This is a genomic window from uncultured Ellagibacter sp. (assembly GCF_934643285.1).
Lineage (GTDB): Bacteria > Actinomycetota > Coriobacteriia > Coriobacteriales > Eggerthellaceae > Ellagibacter.
In genome coordinates, this window is the sequence record NZ_CAKUBT010000001.1 from 160,091 (window position 1) to 176,528 (window position 16,438).

Genomic DNA, 16,438 nt, shown 5'->3' on the forward strand with positions numbered 1-16,438 from the left:
CACCGTTCATCAGCAGCTTTACGGGAACGCAGGCTTGCTTTTCTATGCGAAAGGAAGCCTGCGTGTCCGCTTTTCGTCTCGAATGAACAGCGGAACCGCTTGCCGAATTCGAACGGCTCGCGCGTCTTCTGTTTGCGGCGCATGCCTACAATTTACCTAAACGTAACGTTGTAGGAGGTTGGCTGTTGAACGTTCTGGTCATCAATGCGGGCTCGTCCTCTCTTAAGTATCAACTTGTCCACGTCGAGAATCATGCCGTTATTGCCAAGGGCATCTGCGAGCGCGTGGGCTCGGCAAACGCCTTCCACAAGCACGGAATCGACGAGAACGAAGTGGTCATCGATGCGCAGATGGCCGACCATGATGCAGCTATGGCGCTCGTGCTGGACTCGCTTATCAACAGCGACGACGCACCCATCAAATCTCTCGACGAAATCGATGCGATCGGGCACCGTATCGTTCAGGGCGGCAAGTACTTCGACAAGTCGGTCCTCATCGACGATGACGTCATCGAGAAGATCGACGAGCTCGCCGAGCTTGCTCCGCTTCACAACAAGGCAGCTCTCATGGGCATTCGCGCCTGTCAGAAGCACATGCCGAATATTCCTATGGTCGCCGTGTTCGACACCTCGTTCTTCCAGACGCTGCCGCCGAAGGCCTACATGTACCCGCTTCCGTACGAGTACTACGAGAAGTACGCCATCCGCAAGTACGGCGCCCACGGCACGTCGCACCGCTACATCTCCGAGCGCGCGGCTGTCGTGCTCGACGAGCCGTTGGAGGACTTGAAGCTCATCACCTGCCATCTGGGCAACGGCTGCTCCATGAGCGCCATCGACCATGGCGTCGCCGTGGACACCTCGATGGGCTTGACGCCGCTCGACGGCCTGATGATGGGCACGCGCTGCGGCGCGATCGACCCGGCTATCGTGCCGTTCCTCATGGATCACGAGAACCTCACCACCTCCGAGGTCAACGACCTTATGAACAAGAAGTCGGGCTTGCTCGGTATCTCGGGCGTGAGCAACGACCTTCGCAGCGTGCGCGACGCCTCCGAGGGCGGCAACGAGCGCGCGCAGCTCGCCTACGACATGTACTCGAACTCGGTGAAGAAATACATCGGTGCCTACATTGCCGTCATGGGCGGCGTCGACGCCATCGTGCTTACCGCAGGCGTCGGCGAGAACTGCGAGAAGATGCGCCGCATGATCTTTGCCGGCCTGCAGCCGCTCGGCATCATCCTTGACGAGGAGAAAAATCGCCAGCGCGGCTTCGAGCGCGAGATTTCCGCCGACAACTCGGCTGTGAAGATCATCATTATCCCCACCAACGAGGAGTACATGATCGCGCTCGACACCTTCCGCATCGTGGAGGAAAGCGAAATCGACCGAGATATCTAGCTTGTCAGGAAAATCCTTTTCGCGTACACGCCGGTTGAGGTCACGAGGGCATACGGTGTGCGGTTGGAAAATAAATCGGGGGGCTCATGATCGAGCCCCCCGATTCGTTGTTGGCATAGGCGCCAGACGAAAGCTTGCGCCCCAACCTACTTCATGGCCTGCGCCTGCACGCAGGTGATCGCGGCGACGCCCACAATGTCGTCGGCGGTGCATCCGCGCGACAGGTCGTTCACGGGCGCGGCGAGTCCCTGGGTGATGGGGCCGTAGGCTTCCGCCTTCGCCAGGCGCTGCACGAGTTTGTACCCGATGTTGCCCGCGTCAAGGTCGGGGAAGATGAGCACGTTCGCGTGCCCCGCGACGCGCGAGCCGGGCGCCTTCGATTCGCCCACGGAGGGCACAATGGCGGCATCGAGCTGCAGTTCGCCGTCGAGCTCGAGGCTCGGGTCGAGCTCGTGGGCAATTTCCACCGCGCGCACGACCTTGTTCGCGTCGTCGTTTCGCGCGGAACCCTTCGAGGAGTGGGAGAGCATCGCGACGGCGGGCTCGGTTCCTATGAGCGACTTCCACGAGCGTGCGGAGTTCACCGCAATATGGGCGAGTGCCTCGTCGTCGGGCTGCACCTCAAGGCCGCAGTCGCTGAAAATGAACGTGCCGTTCTGGCCGTATTCGCAATCGGGGACCACCATCACGAAAAACGAGCTCGCGAGCTTCACGCCGGGGGCGGTCTTCAAAATCTGCAGGCAGGGGCGCAACACGTCGCCGGTCGAATGGCAGGCGCCCGACACCATGCCGTCCGCTTCTCCGCACTTCACCATCATGACGCCGAAATACAGGACGTCGGAAATCTTGGCAAGCGCGTCCTCGGGCGTCATTCCCTTGTGTTTGCGCAGCTCATAGAGGCGTGTTGCGAACTTCTCGCGCAGATCGGACGTTTCGGGGTCGATGATGCGGACTCCGCGAAGCTCGCGGCCTCCCGCCTTCAGCTCCTCCTCGCGGCCAAGGACGATCACGTTGCAGGCATCGTGCGCAATGAGCTTCTCGGCCGCTTCGAGCGTGCGGGGGTCGTTGCCCTCGGGCAGCACGATCGTCTGCTTGTCGGCCTTCGCTCGCGCGAGCATGGTTTCCAAAAACGACATGCGCATTCCTTTCTCCAGGTATACGCTGCGCATTTTACCCTTGTAAGACGGCATTTTTTGTCCCGTTTGTATGTGATGGCGTATAGGGTAGGATGTTATCGGTAGAATAATCAAGATTCGGATGTCGGCATTCTTCATCGTGCGCACCATCCGAACGGGTCCGCTCGCGGCGGCTCCCTGAAACCATTACATGCGAACGAAAGGCAAAGCTCACATGGGCGTGCAGTACACACAGTTCAACGAAGTGAACATGAACGACATCGACGCGGTTGTCGTCGGCAGCGGATTTGCTGGCGGCGTTGTGGCTCGCGAACTCGCGGAGCGCGCGGGCAAGCGCGTTCTCATCATCGAAAAGCGCCCTCATATCGGCGGCAACATGTACGACGAGAAAGACGAGGCGGGCATCCTTGTTCACAAGTACGGCCCGCACATCTTCCACTCCAACGACAAGCGCGCCTTCGATTACGCGCGTCGCTTCTCCGGCTTTCTGGGATATCAGCATCGCGTGCTCGCCGATTGGTACGGAACCTATATGCCCGTGCCCTTCAACAAGAACTCGATGGAAATCGCGTTCGGCGAGGAGAAGGCCGCGCACTACATTGAGAAGCTCATCGACACCTTCGGCGACGAGCGCAAGGTGACCATCAACGAGCTGCGCGAGCAGGACGACCCCGAGCTCGCCGAGATCGCCGATTTCGTGTACAAGAACGTCTTTTTGTACTACACGCAGAAGCAGTGGGGGCTCACGCCTGAGGAAGTCGACCCGTCGGTGACGGCGCGCGTGCCGGTTTTCATCTCGCGCGATAACCGCTACTTCCAGGACGCCTACCAGGGCATGCCCGTCTTCGGCTACACGAAGCTCTTCGAGGAGATGCTCGACCACGAAAACATCCAGGTCTGCCTGAACACCGAGGCGGAAAGCGTGTTCGAGCTCGAGTTCGAAAGCGAAGCCGAGGACGCGCCGCTTTCCGCGATTAAACTCCATGGCAAGAAGTTCGAAGGCCCCATCGTCTATACCGGCCCGCTCGATGAGCTCTTCCTCGCGCGCTTCGGCCGCCTGCCCTACCGCAGCCTCGACTTCGTGTACGAGACCTTCGACAAAGAGCACGTGCTGCCCTGCGGAACCGTGAACTTCACCGTCACCGAGGACTACACGCGCATCACGGAGTTCAAGTACCTGACCGGCCAAAAGTCGGACAAGACCACCATCATGAAGGAGTACTCGCGCGCCTACGAGGACCCCAATACGCAGACTCCCTACTACGCCATTCTCTCCGACGAGAACCGCGCGCACTACGAGCGCTACCGCGCCCTCACCGCGAAGCTCCCTAACTTCTATCCGCTGGGACGCTTGGCCGAGTACCGCTACTACAACATGGACAAGATCATCAGCCTCGCGCTCGAGCTTTCCGACAAGCTGGTTGAGGGGTAGGTTTCATGAAGACCATCTCGTTCGCGGTGCCGTGCTACAACTCCGCCGCCTACATGGACAAGTGCATCGAGTCGCTTTTGGCCTGCGGTGACGACATCGAGATCATCATCGTCGACGACGGTTCGACAAAAGACGACACCCCCCAGAAGGCTGACGCTTGGCAGGAGGCCCACCCGGGCATTATCCGTGCCATCCATCAGGAAAACGGGGGCCATGGTGCTGCCGTGAACACCGGCCTCGCTGCTGCCGAGGGCTTGTACTTCAAGGTCGTCGACTCCGACGACTGGCTCGATGAGAACGCGATGCGCCAGGTCATGGCCTACCTTCGCTCGCAGCTTGACCGCGATCATGCAACCGACCTCGTCATCGGCAACTACGTCTACGAGAAGGTGCACGAGGGCACGCGCACGGTGATGGGATACTTCAACGTGTTCCCGACCGAGGAAGAGTTCGGCTGGAAAGACGTGAAGCATTTCCGCCAGAGCCAGTACCTGCTCATGCATTCTGCCATCTATCGCACCGAGCTGCTCCGCGAAACCGGCCTGAAGCTCCCCGAGCACTGCTTCTACGTGGACAATATCTTCGTGTACGTGCCGCTGCCGTTCGTTGACACCATGCGATACCTCGATGTCGATATGTACCGTTACTTCATCGGGCGCGAGGACCAAAGCGTGAACGAAAGCGTCATGATGGGGCGCATCGACCAACAGCTTCGCATCACGCGCTTCATGATCGACGCGGTGCAGCTGCCCGACGATGTCGTGGAGCCAAAGCTTCGCCGCTATATGTTGAACTACCTGTCCATGATGATGTGCATCTGCTCTATCTTCTGCCGCATGATCGGAACGCTCGAGGCAGACGAGAAACGTCACGCAATCTGGGAATACTTGAAGGAGAAGAATCCGGGTGCGTACGGCGCGGTTCGCCGCAGCGTGCTCAATGTGGGAACGAATCTGCCCGGCGAGCTCGGTCGTTCGCTCGGCATCTCCGGGTATCATCTCGCGCAAAAGGTGTTCAAGTTCAACTAACGCGCCTGCGAGTTGCTCGGGTTTTGCCTGTGAGTTGGTGTTTGGTTCCTGCTGGTATAGCCTGAGAAAGCCGCCTTCGGGCGGCTTTTCTGCGTCTTCGGACCCCGCTCCTTATCGTGTTCACGCCGCGTTTCGCAGTCCTCTCGCACTTTGTATTTACGCTTTCGTGTTCAAATCATTACCTTTGCTTGATATAGCTGAACACTTCCCGTATCCTGATCTGAGGTCAAAATTCATGTTCTCAGCGCGGGGCTTTGGGTTGTCTTGCGCTTTTGCATATAGTTTGGAAGGACACCCCCTATGCTTTCCCGCTCGGAATTCGATGTGATGCTCGCTTTGAAGAAGACGCCTGCAGCCTCGCAGCGCGCGATTGCCTCGGAGTGCGGCATGTCGCTCGGCACGGTGAACGCGGTTGTTAAATCGCTTGGCGATCGCGGCCTTGTCGAGGGTGGGACACTTACGGCGGAAGGCGAAGACGAGCTTTCCCCTTATAAGGTGCGCAACGCCGTCATCATGGCGGCGGGACTCTCGTCGCGCATGGCGCCGCTTTCTTACGAATGCCCGAAAGGCGTGCTCAAAGTTCGCGGTGAGGTCCTCATCGAGCGCCAAATCCGCCAGCTCAAGGAGGCAGGCATCGATGACATCACGGTGGTCGTCGGATTCAAGAAGGAAGAATTCTTCTACCTGGAGGACCTTTTCGGTGTGAAGATCGTCGTCAACACCGACTACGCGACGCGCAACAACCACGCGACGTTGTTCCAGGTGCGAGATATCATCGGCAACACTTACATTTGCTCGTCGGATAATTACTTCGTGAGCAACCCCTTCGAGCGCTATGTCTACGACTCGTATTATGCGGCGGTATTCGAGGAGGGCGAAACCGACGAGTACTGCCTTCAGACGAAGGGCCGCGACAGGCGCATCACGGGTGCTGTCGTCGGCGGGTCGCACTCGTGGGTCATCATGGGGCACGCGTACTGGACGCGTGACTTCACCTGCGACTTCATGCGATTTCTCTCCCAGGAATACCATCTCACTGAGACGGTTGGCAAGCTGTGGGACGACATCTTTCTCGAGCACGCAGACGAGCTTCGCATGTACATGCGCCCCTACGAGAAGGGCGAGATCCGCGAGTTCGACTCTCTCTACCAGCTGCAGGATTTCGACCCGCTGTTCATAGAGAACGTGGCCTCGAACGTGCTCGACAACATCTGCGCGACGCTCAACTGCCAGCGCGGCGACATCTCGAACGTAAAGCCTATCAAGAAGGGGCTTACGAACCTCTCCTTCTACTTCGAATGCCGCGGCGAGGCGTTCGTGTACCGCCATCCGGGCGCCGGCACCGACGAGATCATCAACCGCCAAGCTGAGACGTATGCACTCAAGATTGCCTCTGACCTGGGGCTCGACTCGTCGTTCGTCTACGAGGACCCCGATCTCGGTTGGAAGATTTCCCGCTATATTCCCGATTGCGTGCCGTTTGACTACGGCAACGACGAGCATGTCGGACGTGCTTTGAGCCTCGTGCGGCGCTTGCACGAGAGCGGCGCAGATTCCCCCTGGTCGTTCGACTTTTATGACGAGGCGTGCAAGATTGAGTCGCTGCTTGCGACCGAGGACTGGTCGTTCCCTGCGGACTTTTCCGAAGTCAAGGGGAAAATCGAGCGGCTCGTCCCGCTCGTTCGCGCAGGATCGGGAGCGCCAGTTCTGTGCCATAACGACTTTTACGGCCCGAATATCCTCGTGCACGGCGACGAGCTGTGCCTCATCGATTGGGAATATGCTGCGATGGGCGACTACGGCTGCGATTTCGGCAATTTCGTTGCGCAGGGGTCGGGCTACAGCGTCGAGTGCGCGAAGCAAGCCGTCCCTCTGTACTTCGGGCGCGAGGCCACCACAGACGAGGTGTTCCACCTGATCGCCTGCACGGCGATTGTCGGCTGGTATTGGTATGTGTGGGCCATGCACCGCGAGCTCAAGGGCGCGCCGGTGGGGGAGTGGTTCTACGTCTGGTACCGATCGGCAAAAGACTACGCGGAGGCTGCGCTTTCCATGGCGGAGGCGGTTGGGATGCCGACGTCGGGCGCCGGTGCGCTTTCCTACGAGGAGTTTGTCGTGCTTGCCCAGGCCGAGGCAAAGACGCGCAATACCGTGCACCCCGAGTCCATCGACGACGCTTCCCGCGATGCTGCGTGCGCCCGTCTTTGCGAGGAGGGGCTGCTTGCGGACGGCGTTGTGACCCCACGCGGCCTTGCGGCGCTCGAGCCGTATCGCGCGAAGCGGGCCGTGCTTTTGGCCGCGGGCTTCGGCAGCAGGCTTCTTCCCGTCACGGTGAACACCCCCAAACCGCTTGCGCGTGTCCATGGGGTGCGCATCATCGATCGCCTGATCGACGCGATCATGGCCGCGGGGATCGACGAGATCTATATCGTGCGCGGGTATCTGGCAGAGGAGTTTGATCAGCTTCTCAGTAAGTATCCCAACTTGCACTTCATCGACAACCCGCTGTTCGACCAGACGAACAACATCTCGTCGGCGGTGGCTGCATGCGGTCATTTCGAGCGCGCCTACGTCTTCGAGAGCGATTTGTTCCTTACGAACCCGACATTGGTGAGCAGGTATCAGTATCAGTCGAACTACCTGGGATTTCCCGTCGAGAGAACCGATGACTGGTATTTCGACGCCGACGGCGAGGGCGTCATCGAGACTTTGGCGAAGGGCAAGGATGCCCCATGCTGGCAGATGGTCGGCTTGTCGTATTGGAGCGCGGCTGATGGAGCGCGGCTTGCGCGCGACATCCCCGAGGTGTTCGAGCGAGACGATGCCCGGCAGATTTTCTGGGACGACGTGGCGATCGTGCGACGACCGGGGGAATATTCCGTCCACGTGCGCCGCTGCAGCCCCGACGATATCCTGGAGATCGACGATTTCGACGACCTGCGCCGCATCGATCCCGCATACGTCGTGCGTCACAAGGACGCCTAGCGGCTATAATCGGGGAACTCAAGTAAAACGAACCGCGCATAGCCGTTGCGCGCAGCATTTAGGGAAAGGGGCCATCGCATCATGACTCAATCAAAAAAGGCTCCTGTCCGCTCGGCGTTTGTGCTCGCCGTCGATGTGGGGAACACCCTTACGCGCTTCGGGCTGTTCGAGGGCGATGAGCTCGCCTCGACCTGGTGTGTAACGACGCGGCCCGTCATCACGGTCGACGAGGCCCATGCCATGCTGCGCGAGTTCTTCCTCATCCGAGGGTTCTCAAGCGCCTCGCACGAGGTTTCGATCGAGCGCGCCATCGTGTCGTCGGTCGTGCCTTCAATTACCGATGCTTGGGCGCAGGCCGCTCATGCGGTGAGCGTATCGCGCCCGCTTGTCGTGGGGCCTGGCCTGAAAACGGGACTCAAGATGCGTTTCGACGATCCGGGCGAGGTCGGCTCCGACCGCATCGCCGACATGGTTGCTGCGAAGGAGCTCTTCGGGTTCCCCCTTATCGTCGTCGACTTCGGGACGACGACGAACTTCGAGGTCCTCGACGAGGACGGCGCGTTTGCGGGCGGCATCATCGCGCCTGGCCTGCGCCTTTCCCTTTCGGCGCTCTCTTCCGCGGCGGCGAGGTTGTCCATGGTTGAGATGAAGGCGCCGGCTTCTATCGTCGGAACCAACACCCGCGCTGCTATTCAGTCGGGCGCGGTTATGGGTGAGGTCGCGCGCATCGACGGCCTCATCGACATGATTTGGCAGGAGATGGGATGTTCCGGCAGCGTCGTCATGTCGGGGGACGATGTTTCGGCGCTTGCCGCCCTGTGCTCGCACGAGGCGCAGGTCGAGTCCGACTTGACGCTTCTCGGACTGGGTATACTCGAACGATTGAACCGGCGCAGGTAGGACCCTTATGTCGAATGCTCTTGCCGAATCGCTCCTGCAGCCGTGGGAGGGCCCGGCGATCCTGCTCGTCGATCTCGACGCCTTTTTCGCGTCCGTCGAGCAGCTCGACCATCCTGGCTGGCGTGGAAAGCCTGTCATCGTCGGTGGCGACGCCGACAAGCACGGGGTCGTCTCGACGGCATCCTACGAAGCGCGCGCCTTCGGCGTCCACAGTGCCCAGCCCGCATCGGTTGCACGGCGGCTGTGCCCCGACGCCATCTGGACGCACGGGCATTTCGACCGCTATCGCGAGATGTCGGAAGCCATCATGGGCATCCTGCGGGACGAGACTCCGCTCGTGCAGCAGGTGAGCATCGATGAGGCGTTCGTGGACGTCTCTCCCACCAAGGTGAACACGGAGCATCCTGTGCGCATCGCCGAACGCATCCAATCGCGCGTCGAAGCGCTCGGTGTTACCTGCTCGGTGGGCGTGGGCACGTCGAAGACGATCGCGAAAATCGCCTCCGACATGGACAAGCCGCGTGGGCTCACTGTCGTTTACCCGGGAAGTGAGCAGGGATTTCTCGCGCCTTTGCCCGTGCGGAAGATGAGCGGCGTGGGCGCCGTCGCCGAGCGCGAGCTTGTGAGCCATGGTGTGCGCACGTTGGGGGACCTGGCCTGCGCGGACGAGTCGCTTTTGCGCCGCATCTTTGGGAAGAATGCGATTGTGATGCGAACCCGTGCGCAGGGCGGCGACATGACACCCGTCGAGGAGGGGGAGGCCGCGAAGTCGGTATCGAACGAGATGACATTCGCGAAAGACCTCACATCGCGCGTCGATGTGGAGGCGGCAATCGCCACGATGGCGGCGAAGGTAGGCCGCCGCCTTCGCAAGAAGGGACTCGCAGGCCGCACGCTCTCCCTCAAGCTGCGCTTCGGCGACCGCTCCGTGCGCTCGGTCCAGAAACGCCTTCCCGCCCCGAGCGACGACGAGCTCGCCTTCACCCCGCTGCTCTATCGCATGGTCGATGAGATATGGCGCGAGGGGATTCCCATCCGTCTCCTCGGCGTGGGGATGAGCGGGTTTCGCGAGGATGAGTTCGTGCAGGATGCGCTGTTCGACGTCGCGCGCGAGGCGCCTTCGACGCTTGATGCGGAGCCCGTAATCGCCGACGACGCGAAGCGCCGCGGCCTGCTCGACGCCACCGATGCTTTGCGTGACCGCTTCGGGGAAGGCGCCGTGCGGTTCGGACACGAGCTGCGTAACGCGGGGAACACGACGGGAACAGGTGCTAAGAACCCTGACGATTACAAGTAGGGTCTGCGGCTGTGTTGCGCGGGCGCCTGCGGCTTATTCCCCGATTTTCACCACAATGCCGTATACTTCTCCTTAGAGGAAAACGACCCGCGCTTCGGGGTGCTTGCGCGAGTCCTGTCGAGAAAGGAAAGCCATGGATTTCGAGATCGTCACCGACTCAAGCTGCAACCTGAAAGAGGAAATGATCGACGAGTTCGGTCTCCACGTGCTTCCGCTGACGTTCATGGTCGATGGTGAGCAGCGCCAAAGCTACCTTAAAGGCCAGGTCACCGACTTGCAGCAGTTCTATACGATGATGCGCGAGGGCAAGGTCATCACGACTTCACTTCCTAATCTGGCCGATTCCGAGGCGCTTTTGCGCGGCCTTCTGGAAGCGGGACGAGACGTTCTTTATCTGGGCTTTTCGAGTGGCCTTTCGGGTACGTACGAGGCGATCTCGCTTCTGTGCAACCAGTTTGCCGCCGAATTCCCCGAGCGTAAGATTTTCTCCGTCGACACGCTTGCCGCGTCGGGCGGCGAGGGCCTGCTCGTGTGGCATGCCGTGCAGAAGGCGCGCGAGGGCCTCTCGATCGAGGAGCTTCGCGACTGGGTGGAGCAGCATAAGCTCAACCTGGCGCACTGGTTCACCGTTGACGACCTTATGTTTCTGTGGCGCGGTGGACGCGTCTCGAAGACAAGCGCCTGGGCGGGTACGCTTTTGAACATCAAGCCCGTGCTGCACGTCGACGATGAGGGCCACCTCATTCCCATGGAGAAGGTTCGCGGCCGCAAGAAATCCCTGAACGCGCTCGTCGACCATATGGAGAAATCCGCCCTTCCGCCCGTCGCCGACCAGATGGTCTTCATCACGCACGGCGACTGCCTTGAGGATGCCGAATACGTTGCCAACAAAGTGCGCGAGCGCTTCGGCGTGCGCGACGTCGTCATCAACTACGTCGACCCGGTCATTGGAGCCCACTCCGGTCCCGGCACGATGGCCCTGTTCTATATGGCGGAAAGCCGCAATTAGCGATTATGTCCGCCCCTGCATTGCCTGCGACCACCCGTCGCACGCTCCATTACTACTGGCAAGTCACGCGAGCTCACTTCGGCCTGTTCGCGGGACTTGTCGCCTCGACGCTTGCCTATGTGGCCCTGCTCTCGTATGCGAACCCCTATCTCATGTCCATGGTGGTCGACCAGGTGAGCGCAAACCCCGTTGCCGCCGACGAGGTGTTTTCCACGTTCGGCCCCTTCGCGCTTGCGCTCGTCGCTGTGAACGTGTTCGGCCAAGCGGCGAGTAAGCTGCAGGACTATTGCATGTACCGCTTGCAAATCGCAGCGTCCTACGACCTTGCCACGATGAGCTTCGACGCGCTGTGCAACCAGTCGATGTCATTCCATTCGAACCGCTTTGGCGGAACGCTCGTGAGCCAGACGTCGAAGTTCATGAGCGCCTATCAGCTTCTGTTGGAGACGCTGTCGTTTCCCTTTTTGCCGGTGCTTTGCTCGGTCGTGTTTACCTGCGCTGTGCTGATTCCGCGCGTGCCCGTTTACGTTGCCGTCCTGATGGTGCTGCTCGCGATATACGCATGTGTGTCCTACTATATGTACAAGCGGATTCTCGGGCTCAACGAGAAGGCAGCGAGCGCGCAAAACCAGCTGTCGGGTGAGCTGTCCGACTCGGTCGCGAACATCCTTGCCGTGAAGACCTACGGACGCGAGGATTACGAGCGTGCGCTTTTCGACGAGGCGAACCGCTGCGTTGTCGAGCGCGACAACCGGCGCATGCGTGCATCGCTCGCGCGCGGCATCGTTACCGCGTGCATCGCCGTCGTCATCATGAGCGCAGTCACCGTTTTCATCATCGGGGGAAATGCCTGGTACGGCATTACGCCCGGCACGCTTGTGCTCATGTTCACCTACACCTACACGGTGACGAACCAGTTCAACTTCATCAACAACGGCCTGCAGAAGTTAAATCGCGCGTTTGGCGACGCGAGTGGGATGACGCAGGTGCTCGACGAGCTGCGGCTCGTTGCCGACCTTCCGGGCGCTCCCGATTTGCAGGTGAGCAACGGGGAAATCGACTTTCGGGGCATTGGGTTCTGGTATACCGACGGCTCGGCGAAAACGCGCGTGTTCGAAGATTTCAACCTGCATATCGCCCCAGGTGAACGCGTCGGGCTCGTTGGTATGAGCGGGGCGGGCAAGACCACCTTGACGAAACTTTTGCTGCGCCTTTCCGATATCCAAGAGGGGAGCATCCTCGTGGACGGGCAAGATATTGCCCGCTGCACGCAGCAATCGCTTCGCCGTCAGATCGCCTACGTGCCCCAAGAATCGCTGCTGTTCCACCGTACGATTGCCGAAAACATCGCCTACGGTCGCCCCGACGCGACGCTTGAGGAAATCCGCGAGGCGGCGCGGCTGGCGAACGCGCTCGAATTCATCGAGCGTCTGCCGGAGCGCTTCGACACGATCACCGGCGAGCGCGGCGTGAAGCTTTCGGGCGGGCAGCGCCAGCGCGTGTCGATTGCGCGCGCCCTTTTGGCCGATTGTCCCGTGCTCGTGCTCGATGAGGCCACAAGCGCGCTCGACTCCGAGAGCGAGCAGCTCGTCCAGGACGCGCTCTCGACGCTCATGCGCGGGCGCACGTGTATCGTGGTGGCGCATCGCTTATCGACGGTGGCAAGCCTCGATCGCATCGTCGTTCTGGGTGATGGGCGCATTGTGGAGGATGGCCCGCATTCCGAACTTGTGGCCCAAGGCGGGGAATACGCCAACTTGTGGGAGCGTCAGACGGGTGCCTACCTGGAATAATGTTGTCCCTCGGATGCTTTCTCCGGTATTGCGCAAAACTTAGTATCCTGTTTGGATTTCATGGTTGAGCGATCGCGCGGTAATGCTGCGCCCTTTTTACCTGTGCGGTTCCTTATAGTGTGGAATCTATGAATATGGGAGAGACAGACAGATGTAGCGTTCTCGAGCGAAAGCCTTCGCCTGCCCTCGGTGCGGTGTTCGGCGCCAACGTTCGTTGCCTTCGTGTGGCCTCGCTGATCACGAAGGTGGATTTCGCCAAACGTTGCGGGGTGGGGCGCCCTTACCTCGACAAAGTCGAGCGCGGGGAGGCGAACCCGACGCTTGAATACCTTGAGCGTTTCGCGGTGGCTCTTGGCGTGGACCCCCTCTGTCTGCTCACGTCACAGCCTGTGCGTTGCCGCGATGACGCGAACTCTGCAGATTACGTACGAGAATGACACTTGCGTGTTCGGATGAACTTGCGAATCAACTTTTCCCTGCCGTCTATCGTGATTTTGGGAAACCGTGCGCTGTGCCAATTACCGAGCCTTCTTCTTGGCTTATAATCTTGTGGTTTGACGGATGGCGCATTCGTGCGCTTTGCATAGGAACCGATCGGGAAAGGCTGGGCCGCTTTTATGGCGAGCAATTACAAGAAAACGATGAACCTGCCTACTACCGACTTCGCGATGAGGGGCAATCTCCCGAAAAACGAGCCCAAGCGCCTCGCGGAGTGGGAAGAGGATCATGTATACGAGAAGCTGCAGGAGAAGAACAAGGACGCTAAGCCCTTCGTCCTGCACGACGGCCCCCCGTACGCAAACGGACCCATTCATCTTGGCCACGCGCAGAACAAGATTTCGAAGGACATCATCAACCGCTACAAGGCGATGCGCGGTTTCCGCACTCCCTATGTGCCCGGCTGGGACTGCCACGGTCAGCCGATCGAGCACAAGGTCGAGACCATGCTCGGTACCGAGAAGTTCAACCAGCTGCCCACCGAGAAGGTCCGCGAGCTCTGCCGTAAAATGGCTGTCGAACAGGTCGACACGCAGCGCCAGGGCTTCAAGCGCCTGGGCGTGCTCGCCGAGTGGGATAACCCCTATCTCACCTATGTGAACGACTACGATGCCACCGACGTCGAGATCTTCAAGGCCATCTTCGATCGCGGCGCAATCTATCGCGGTCGCAAGCCAGTCCACTGGTGTTCGCACTGTCACACGGCGCTCGCCGAGGCGGAAATCGAGTACGGCGACGAGGTCAGCCCCGCCATCTTCGTTCGCTTCGAGATGACAACGGTGCCTGCGGGCCTCGAGGCCTGGGAAGGCAAGCTCTGGGTCGACATCTGGACCACCACCCCCTGGACTCTGCCCGCCGACGACATCGTCATCCTGCATCCCGAGGCCGATTACGTCGCGGTCGTCCATGACGGCAAGGCGGAGATCATGGCACGCGCGCTCGTGGAGAAGGATTGCGCGAAGTTCGGCTACGGCGAGGTCGAGCTTGTGCGCGGCGCCGACGGTGAGCCTTGGAGCATGACCGGCATCGAGCTGGCACACAACAAGTACAAGCAGCCCATCTTCGGCGATCAGGGCGTTGAGGGCGAGTTCGTCTACGCCGATTACGTCACCTTGGACGACGGCACCGGCATCGTCCATGGTGCTCCCGGGCACGGCGTCGACGACTATCTTGTCGGCATGAAGTTCGACATTCCCGTGGTCATGCCCGTCGACGACGACGGTCGCTTCTACAAAGGCGACGAGATGGGCACGGGCGGCCCCTGGTCCGGCATGGAGGTCAACGAGGCCAACCCGAAGATCATCGAGTGGCTGCGCGAGCGCGGCACGCTCATCCTTCACGAGGACATCAACCACAGCTATCCGCACTGCTGGCGCTGCAAGCAGCCTGTCATCTTCCGCGCCACGAGTCAGTGGTTCGTCTCGATGGACAAAGCGCTCGACGACGGCCGCACGCTGCGCGAGGAGGCGCTCGAGGAGCTCTCGAAGGTCGCGTTCTACCCGCCCCATGCCGTGAAGCGCATCGGGTCGATGGTGGAGGGCCGTCCCGACTGGTGCATCTCCCGTCAGCGCAATTGGGGCGTTCCCATTCCTGCTTTCACCTGCGAGGACTGTGGCGAAACGGTCGTGAACGACTCGACTCTCGACGCCGTTATCGCACTGTTCCGCAGCAAGGGCTCCGACTGTTGGTTCACCGACGACCCCGCAAGCTACCTTGGCGACGCGTGCGTCTGCCCCAAGTGCGGCGGCCATCACCTGAAGGTGAACAAGGACATCCTCGACGTGTGGTGGGACTCGGGCGTTTCGCACACCGCCGTGTGCAAACATCGCGACAACCTCGAGTTCCCGGCAGATATGTACCTCGAAGGCTCCGACCAGCACCGCGGTTGGTTCATGAGCTCGCTCATGACCTCGGTGGGCGCGTACGGCACAGCTCCCTACAAGGCGGTCGTCTCGCAGGGCTTCACGCTTGACGGCCAAGGCCGCAAGATGTCCAAGTCGCTCGGCAACGTTATCGACCCGAACAAGGAATGCGACACCCGCGGTGCCGACGTCATGCGCCTGTGGGTCTCCTCTGTCGATACCTCCAACGACGTCACGTGCGATGGCGAGATCCTCTCCCACGTCGGTGAGGCGTATCGCAAGATCCGCAACACGCTTCGCTTCCTGCTCGGCGAGATCGAGGGCCGCTTTGACCCCGCGACCGATGCCGTGGCGACCGAAGAGCTGGCCGGCTACGACAAGCTCGCGCTTGCCCGCCTGTGCCAGGTGCACGAGATCGTGACGGAAGCCTACGAGGGCTATCGCTTCAACGTGGTGTACCGCAACCTCTACGATTACGTGACCGAGCTTTCCAACGGTTACTTGAACGCCACCAAAGACCGCGTCTACTGCGGCCAGGCGGACGGTCAGGAACGTCGCAGCGCTCTTACCGTTTGGGCTCAGATTCTCTCGATGCTCGTGCACGATTTGCAGCCGATTCTCGCGTTCACCTGCGACGAGGTTATGGCGTTTTTGCCCGAGTCTCTTCGCGACGGTCAGACCCGCGCGGCGCTGCTCGACTGGTACGAGGCTCCTTGGTCCGCCGAGGAAGCCTCTGCGATGCTTTCCGCCTACAACCAGCTCGCAACGGCGCGCGACGTCTTCACCAAGGCTTTTGAGGAAGCGAAGGAAGCGGGCGTCGTGACGGAGGGCACGAGCCAGGCGGCTTTCGCCACGCTCACCCTTCCCGCCGATGCCGCCACTGCATTGGCCGATGTCGACCTCGCCGAGGTCTTCGTCTGCGCGGCGGTGGAAGTCGTCTCGGGCGAGGGCTTCTCCTGTGCCGTCGCTCCTGCGGTAGGCGAGAAGTGCCCGCGCTGCTGGAACGTGCGCGAGCTCGGTGGCAACGCCAATCATCCGCATGTCTGTGAGCGCTGCGGCGACGTGCTCGACTCGATCGGCTTTTCCGAGGAGGACTAG

The 16,438-nt window shown here is 60.6% G+C and carries 11 protein-coding genes; 10 read left to right on the forward strand and 1 reads right to left on the reverse strand.

Annotated elements, in window-relative coordinates:
* Positions 1–185: 185 nt before the first annotated feature.
* Positions 186–1,400, forward strand: coding sequence for an acetate kinase (locus Q0I65_RS00725; RefSeq protein ID WP_296058748.1), 1,215 nt, complete (start codon positions 186–188; stop codon positions 1,398–1,400).
* A gap of 146 nt (positions 1,401–1,546) precedes the next feature.
* On the opposite strand, the gene pta is transcribed toward Q0I65_RS00725, so the two are convergent.
* Positions 1,547–2,536, reverse strand: coding sequence for a phosphate acetyltransferase (gene pta, locus Q0I65_RS00730; RefSeq protein WP_296058749.1), 990 nt, complete (start codon positions 2,534–2,536; stop codon positions 1,547–1,549).
* Between the two features lie 214 nt (positions 2,537–2,750).
* Here pta and glf point away from each other — a divergent pair, with 214 nt between their 5' ends.
* The 9 genes from glf (at position 2,751) to ileS (ending at position 16,438) form a co-directional block, all read left to right on the forward strand.
* On the forward strand, positions 2,751–3,968 hold the full coding sequence (glf, locus tag Q0I65_RS00735; RefSeq protein ID WP_296058751.1) for a UDP-galactopyranose mutase: 1,218 nt from the start codon (positions 2,751–2,753) through the stop codon (positions 3,966–3,968).
* A 5-nt stretch (positions 3,969–3,973) separates the two neighbouring features.
* Positions 3,974–4,996, forward strand: coding sequence for a glycosyltransferase family 2 protein (locus Q0I65_RS00740; protein WP_296058753.1), 1,023 nt, complete (start codon positions 3,974–3,976; stop codon positions 4,994–4,996).
* 300 nt (positions 4,997–5,296) lie between these two features.
* Positions 5,297–7,981 (forward strand): NTP transferase domain-containing protein, encoded by a 2,685-nt coding sequence (locus tag Q0I65_RS00745; RefSeq protein ID WP_296058755.1) that lies wholly within the window; start codon positions 5,297–5,299, stop codon positions 7,979–7,981.
* An 81-nt stretch (positions 7,982–8,062) separates the two neighbouring features.
* Positions 8,063–8,881, forward strand: coding sequence for a type III pantothenate kinase (locus tag Q0I65_RS00750; protein WP_296058756.1), 819 nt, complete (start codon positions 8,063–8,065; stop codon positions 8,879–8,881).
* Positions 8,882–8,888: 7 nt separating this feature from the next.
* Positions 8,889–10,178, forward strand: a complete 1,290-nt coding sequence (dinB, locus tag Q0I65_RS00755; RefSeq protein WP_296058758.1) for a DNA polymerase IV — start codon at positions 8,889–8,891, stop codon at positions 10,176–10,178.
* 133 nt (positions 10,179–10,311) lie between these two features.
* Positions 10,312–11,187 carry a DegV family protein gene (locus Q0I65_RS00760; protein WP_296058760.1) on the forward strand — a complete coding sequence of 292 codons (876 nt, stop codon included), beginning with the start codon at positions 10,312–10,314 and terminating at the stop codon, positions 11,185–11,187.
* Between the two features lie 5 nt (positions 11,188–11,192).
* Positions 11,193–12,980: an ABC transporter ATP-binding protein gene (locus tag Q0I65_RS00765; protein ID WP_296058762.1), complete on the forward strand. Its 1,788-nt coding sequence runs from the start codon at positions 11,193–11,195 to the stop codon at positions 12,978–12,980.
* A gap of 134 nt (positions 12,981–13,114) precedes the next feature.
* Positions 13,115–13,417: a helix-turn-helix transcriptional regulator gene (locus Q0I65_RS09640; protein ID WP_366513189.1), complete on the forward strand. Its 303-nt coding sequence runs from the start codon at positions 13,115–13,117 to the stop codon at positions 13,415–13,417.
* Between the two features lie 180 nt (positions 13,418–13,597).
* The gene (gene ileS / locus Q0I65_RS00770) at positions 13,598–16,438 is read left to right on the forward strand and encodes an isoleucine--tRNA ligase (RefSeq protein WP_296058764.1); all 2,841 of its coding nucleotides are present in this window, start codon (positions 13,598–13,600) and stop codon (positions 16,436–16,438) included.

Excerpts from the sequence above, each read along its gene's own strand:
- pta (WP_296058749.1), bottom strand. The coding sequence starts at position 2,536 with ATGTCGTTTTTGGAAACCATGCTCGCGCGAGCGAAGGCCGACAAGCAG.
- glf (WP_296058751.1), top strand. The coding sequence starts at position 2,751 with ATGGGCGTGCAGTACACACAGTTCAACGAAGTGAACATGAACGACATC.
- Q0I65_RS00740 (WP_296058753.1), top strand. The coding sequence starts at position 3,974 with ATGAAGACCATCTCGTTCGCGGTGCCGTGCTACAACTCCGCCGCCTAC.
- Q0I65_RS00745 (WP_296058755.1), top strand. The coding sequence starts at position 5,297 with ATGCTTTCCCGCTCGGAATTCGATGTGATGCTCGCTTTGAAGAAGACG.
- Q0I65_RS00750 (WP_296058756.1), top strand. The coding sequence starts at position 8,063 with ATGACTCAATCAAAAAAGGCTCCTGTCCGCTCGGCGTTTGTGCTCGCC.
- dinB (WP_296058758.1), top strand. The coding sequence starts at position 8,889 with ATGTCGAATGCTCTTGCCGAATCGCTCCTGCAGCCGTGGGAGGGCCCG.
- Q0I65_RS00760 (WP_296058760.1), top strand. The coding sequence starts at position 10,312 with ATGGATTTCGAGATCGTCACCGACTCAAGCTGCAACCTGAAAGAGGAA.
- Q0I65_RS00765 (WP_296058762.1), top strand. The coding sequence starts at position 11,193 with ATGTCCGCCCCTGCATTGCCTGCGACCACCCGTCGCACGCTCCATTAC.
- Q0I65_RS09640 (WP_366513189.1), top strand. The coding sequence starts at position 13,115 with ATGGGAGAGACAGACAGATGTAGCGTTCTCGAGCGAAAGCCTTCGCCT.
- ileS (WP_296058764.1), top strand. The coding sequence starts at position 13,598 with ATGGCGAGCAATTACAAGAAAACGATGAACCTGCCTACTACCGACTTC.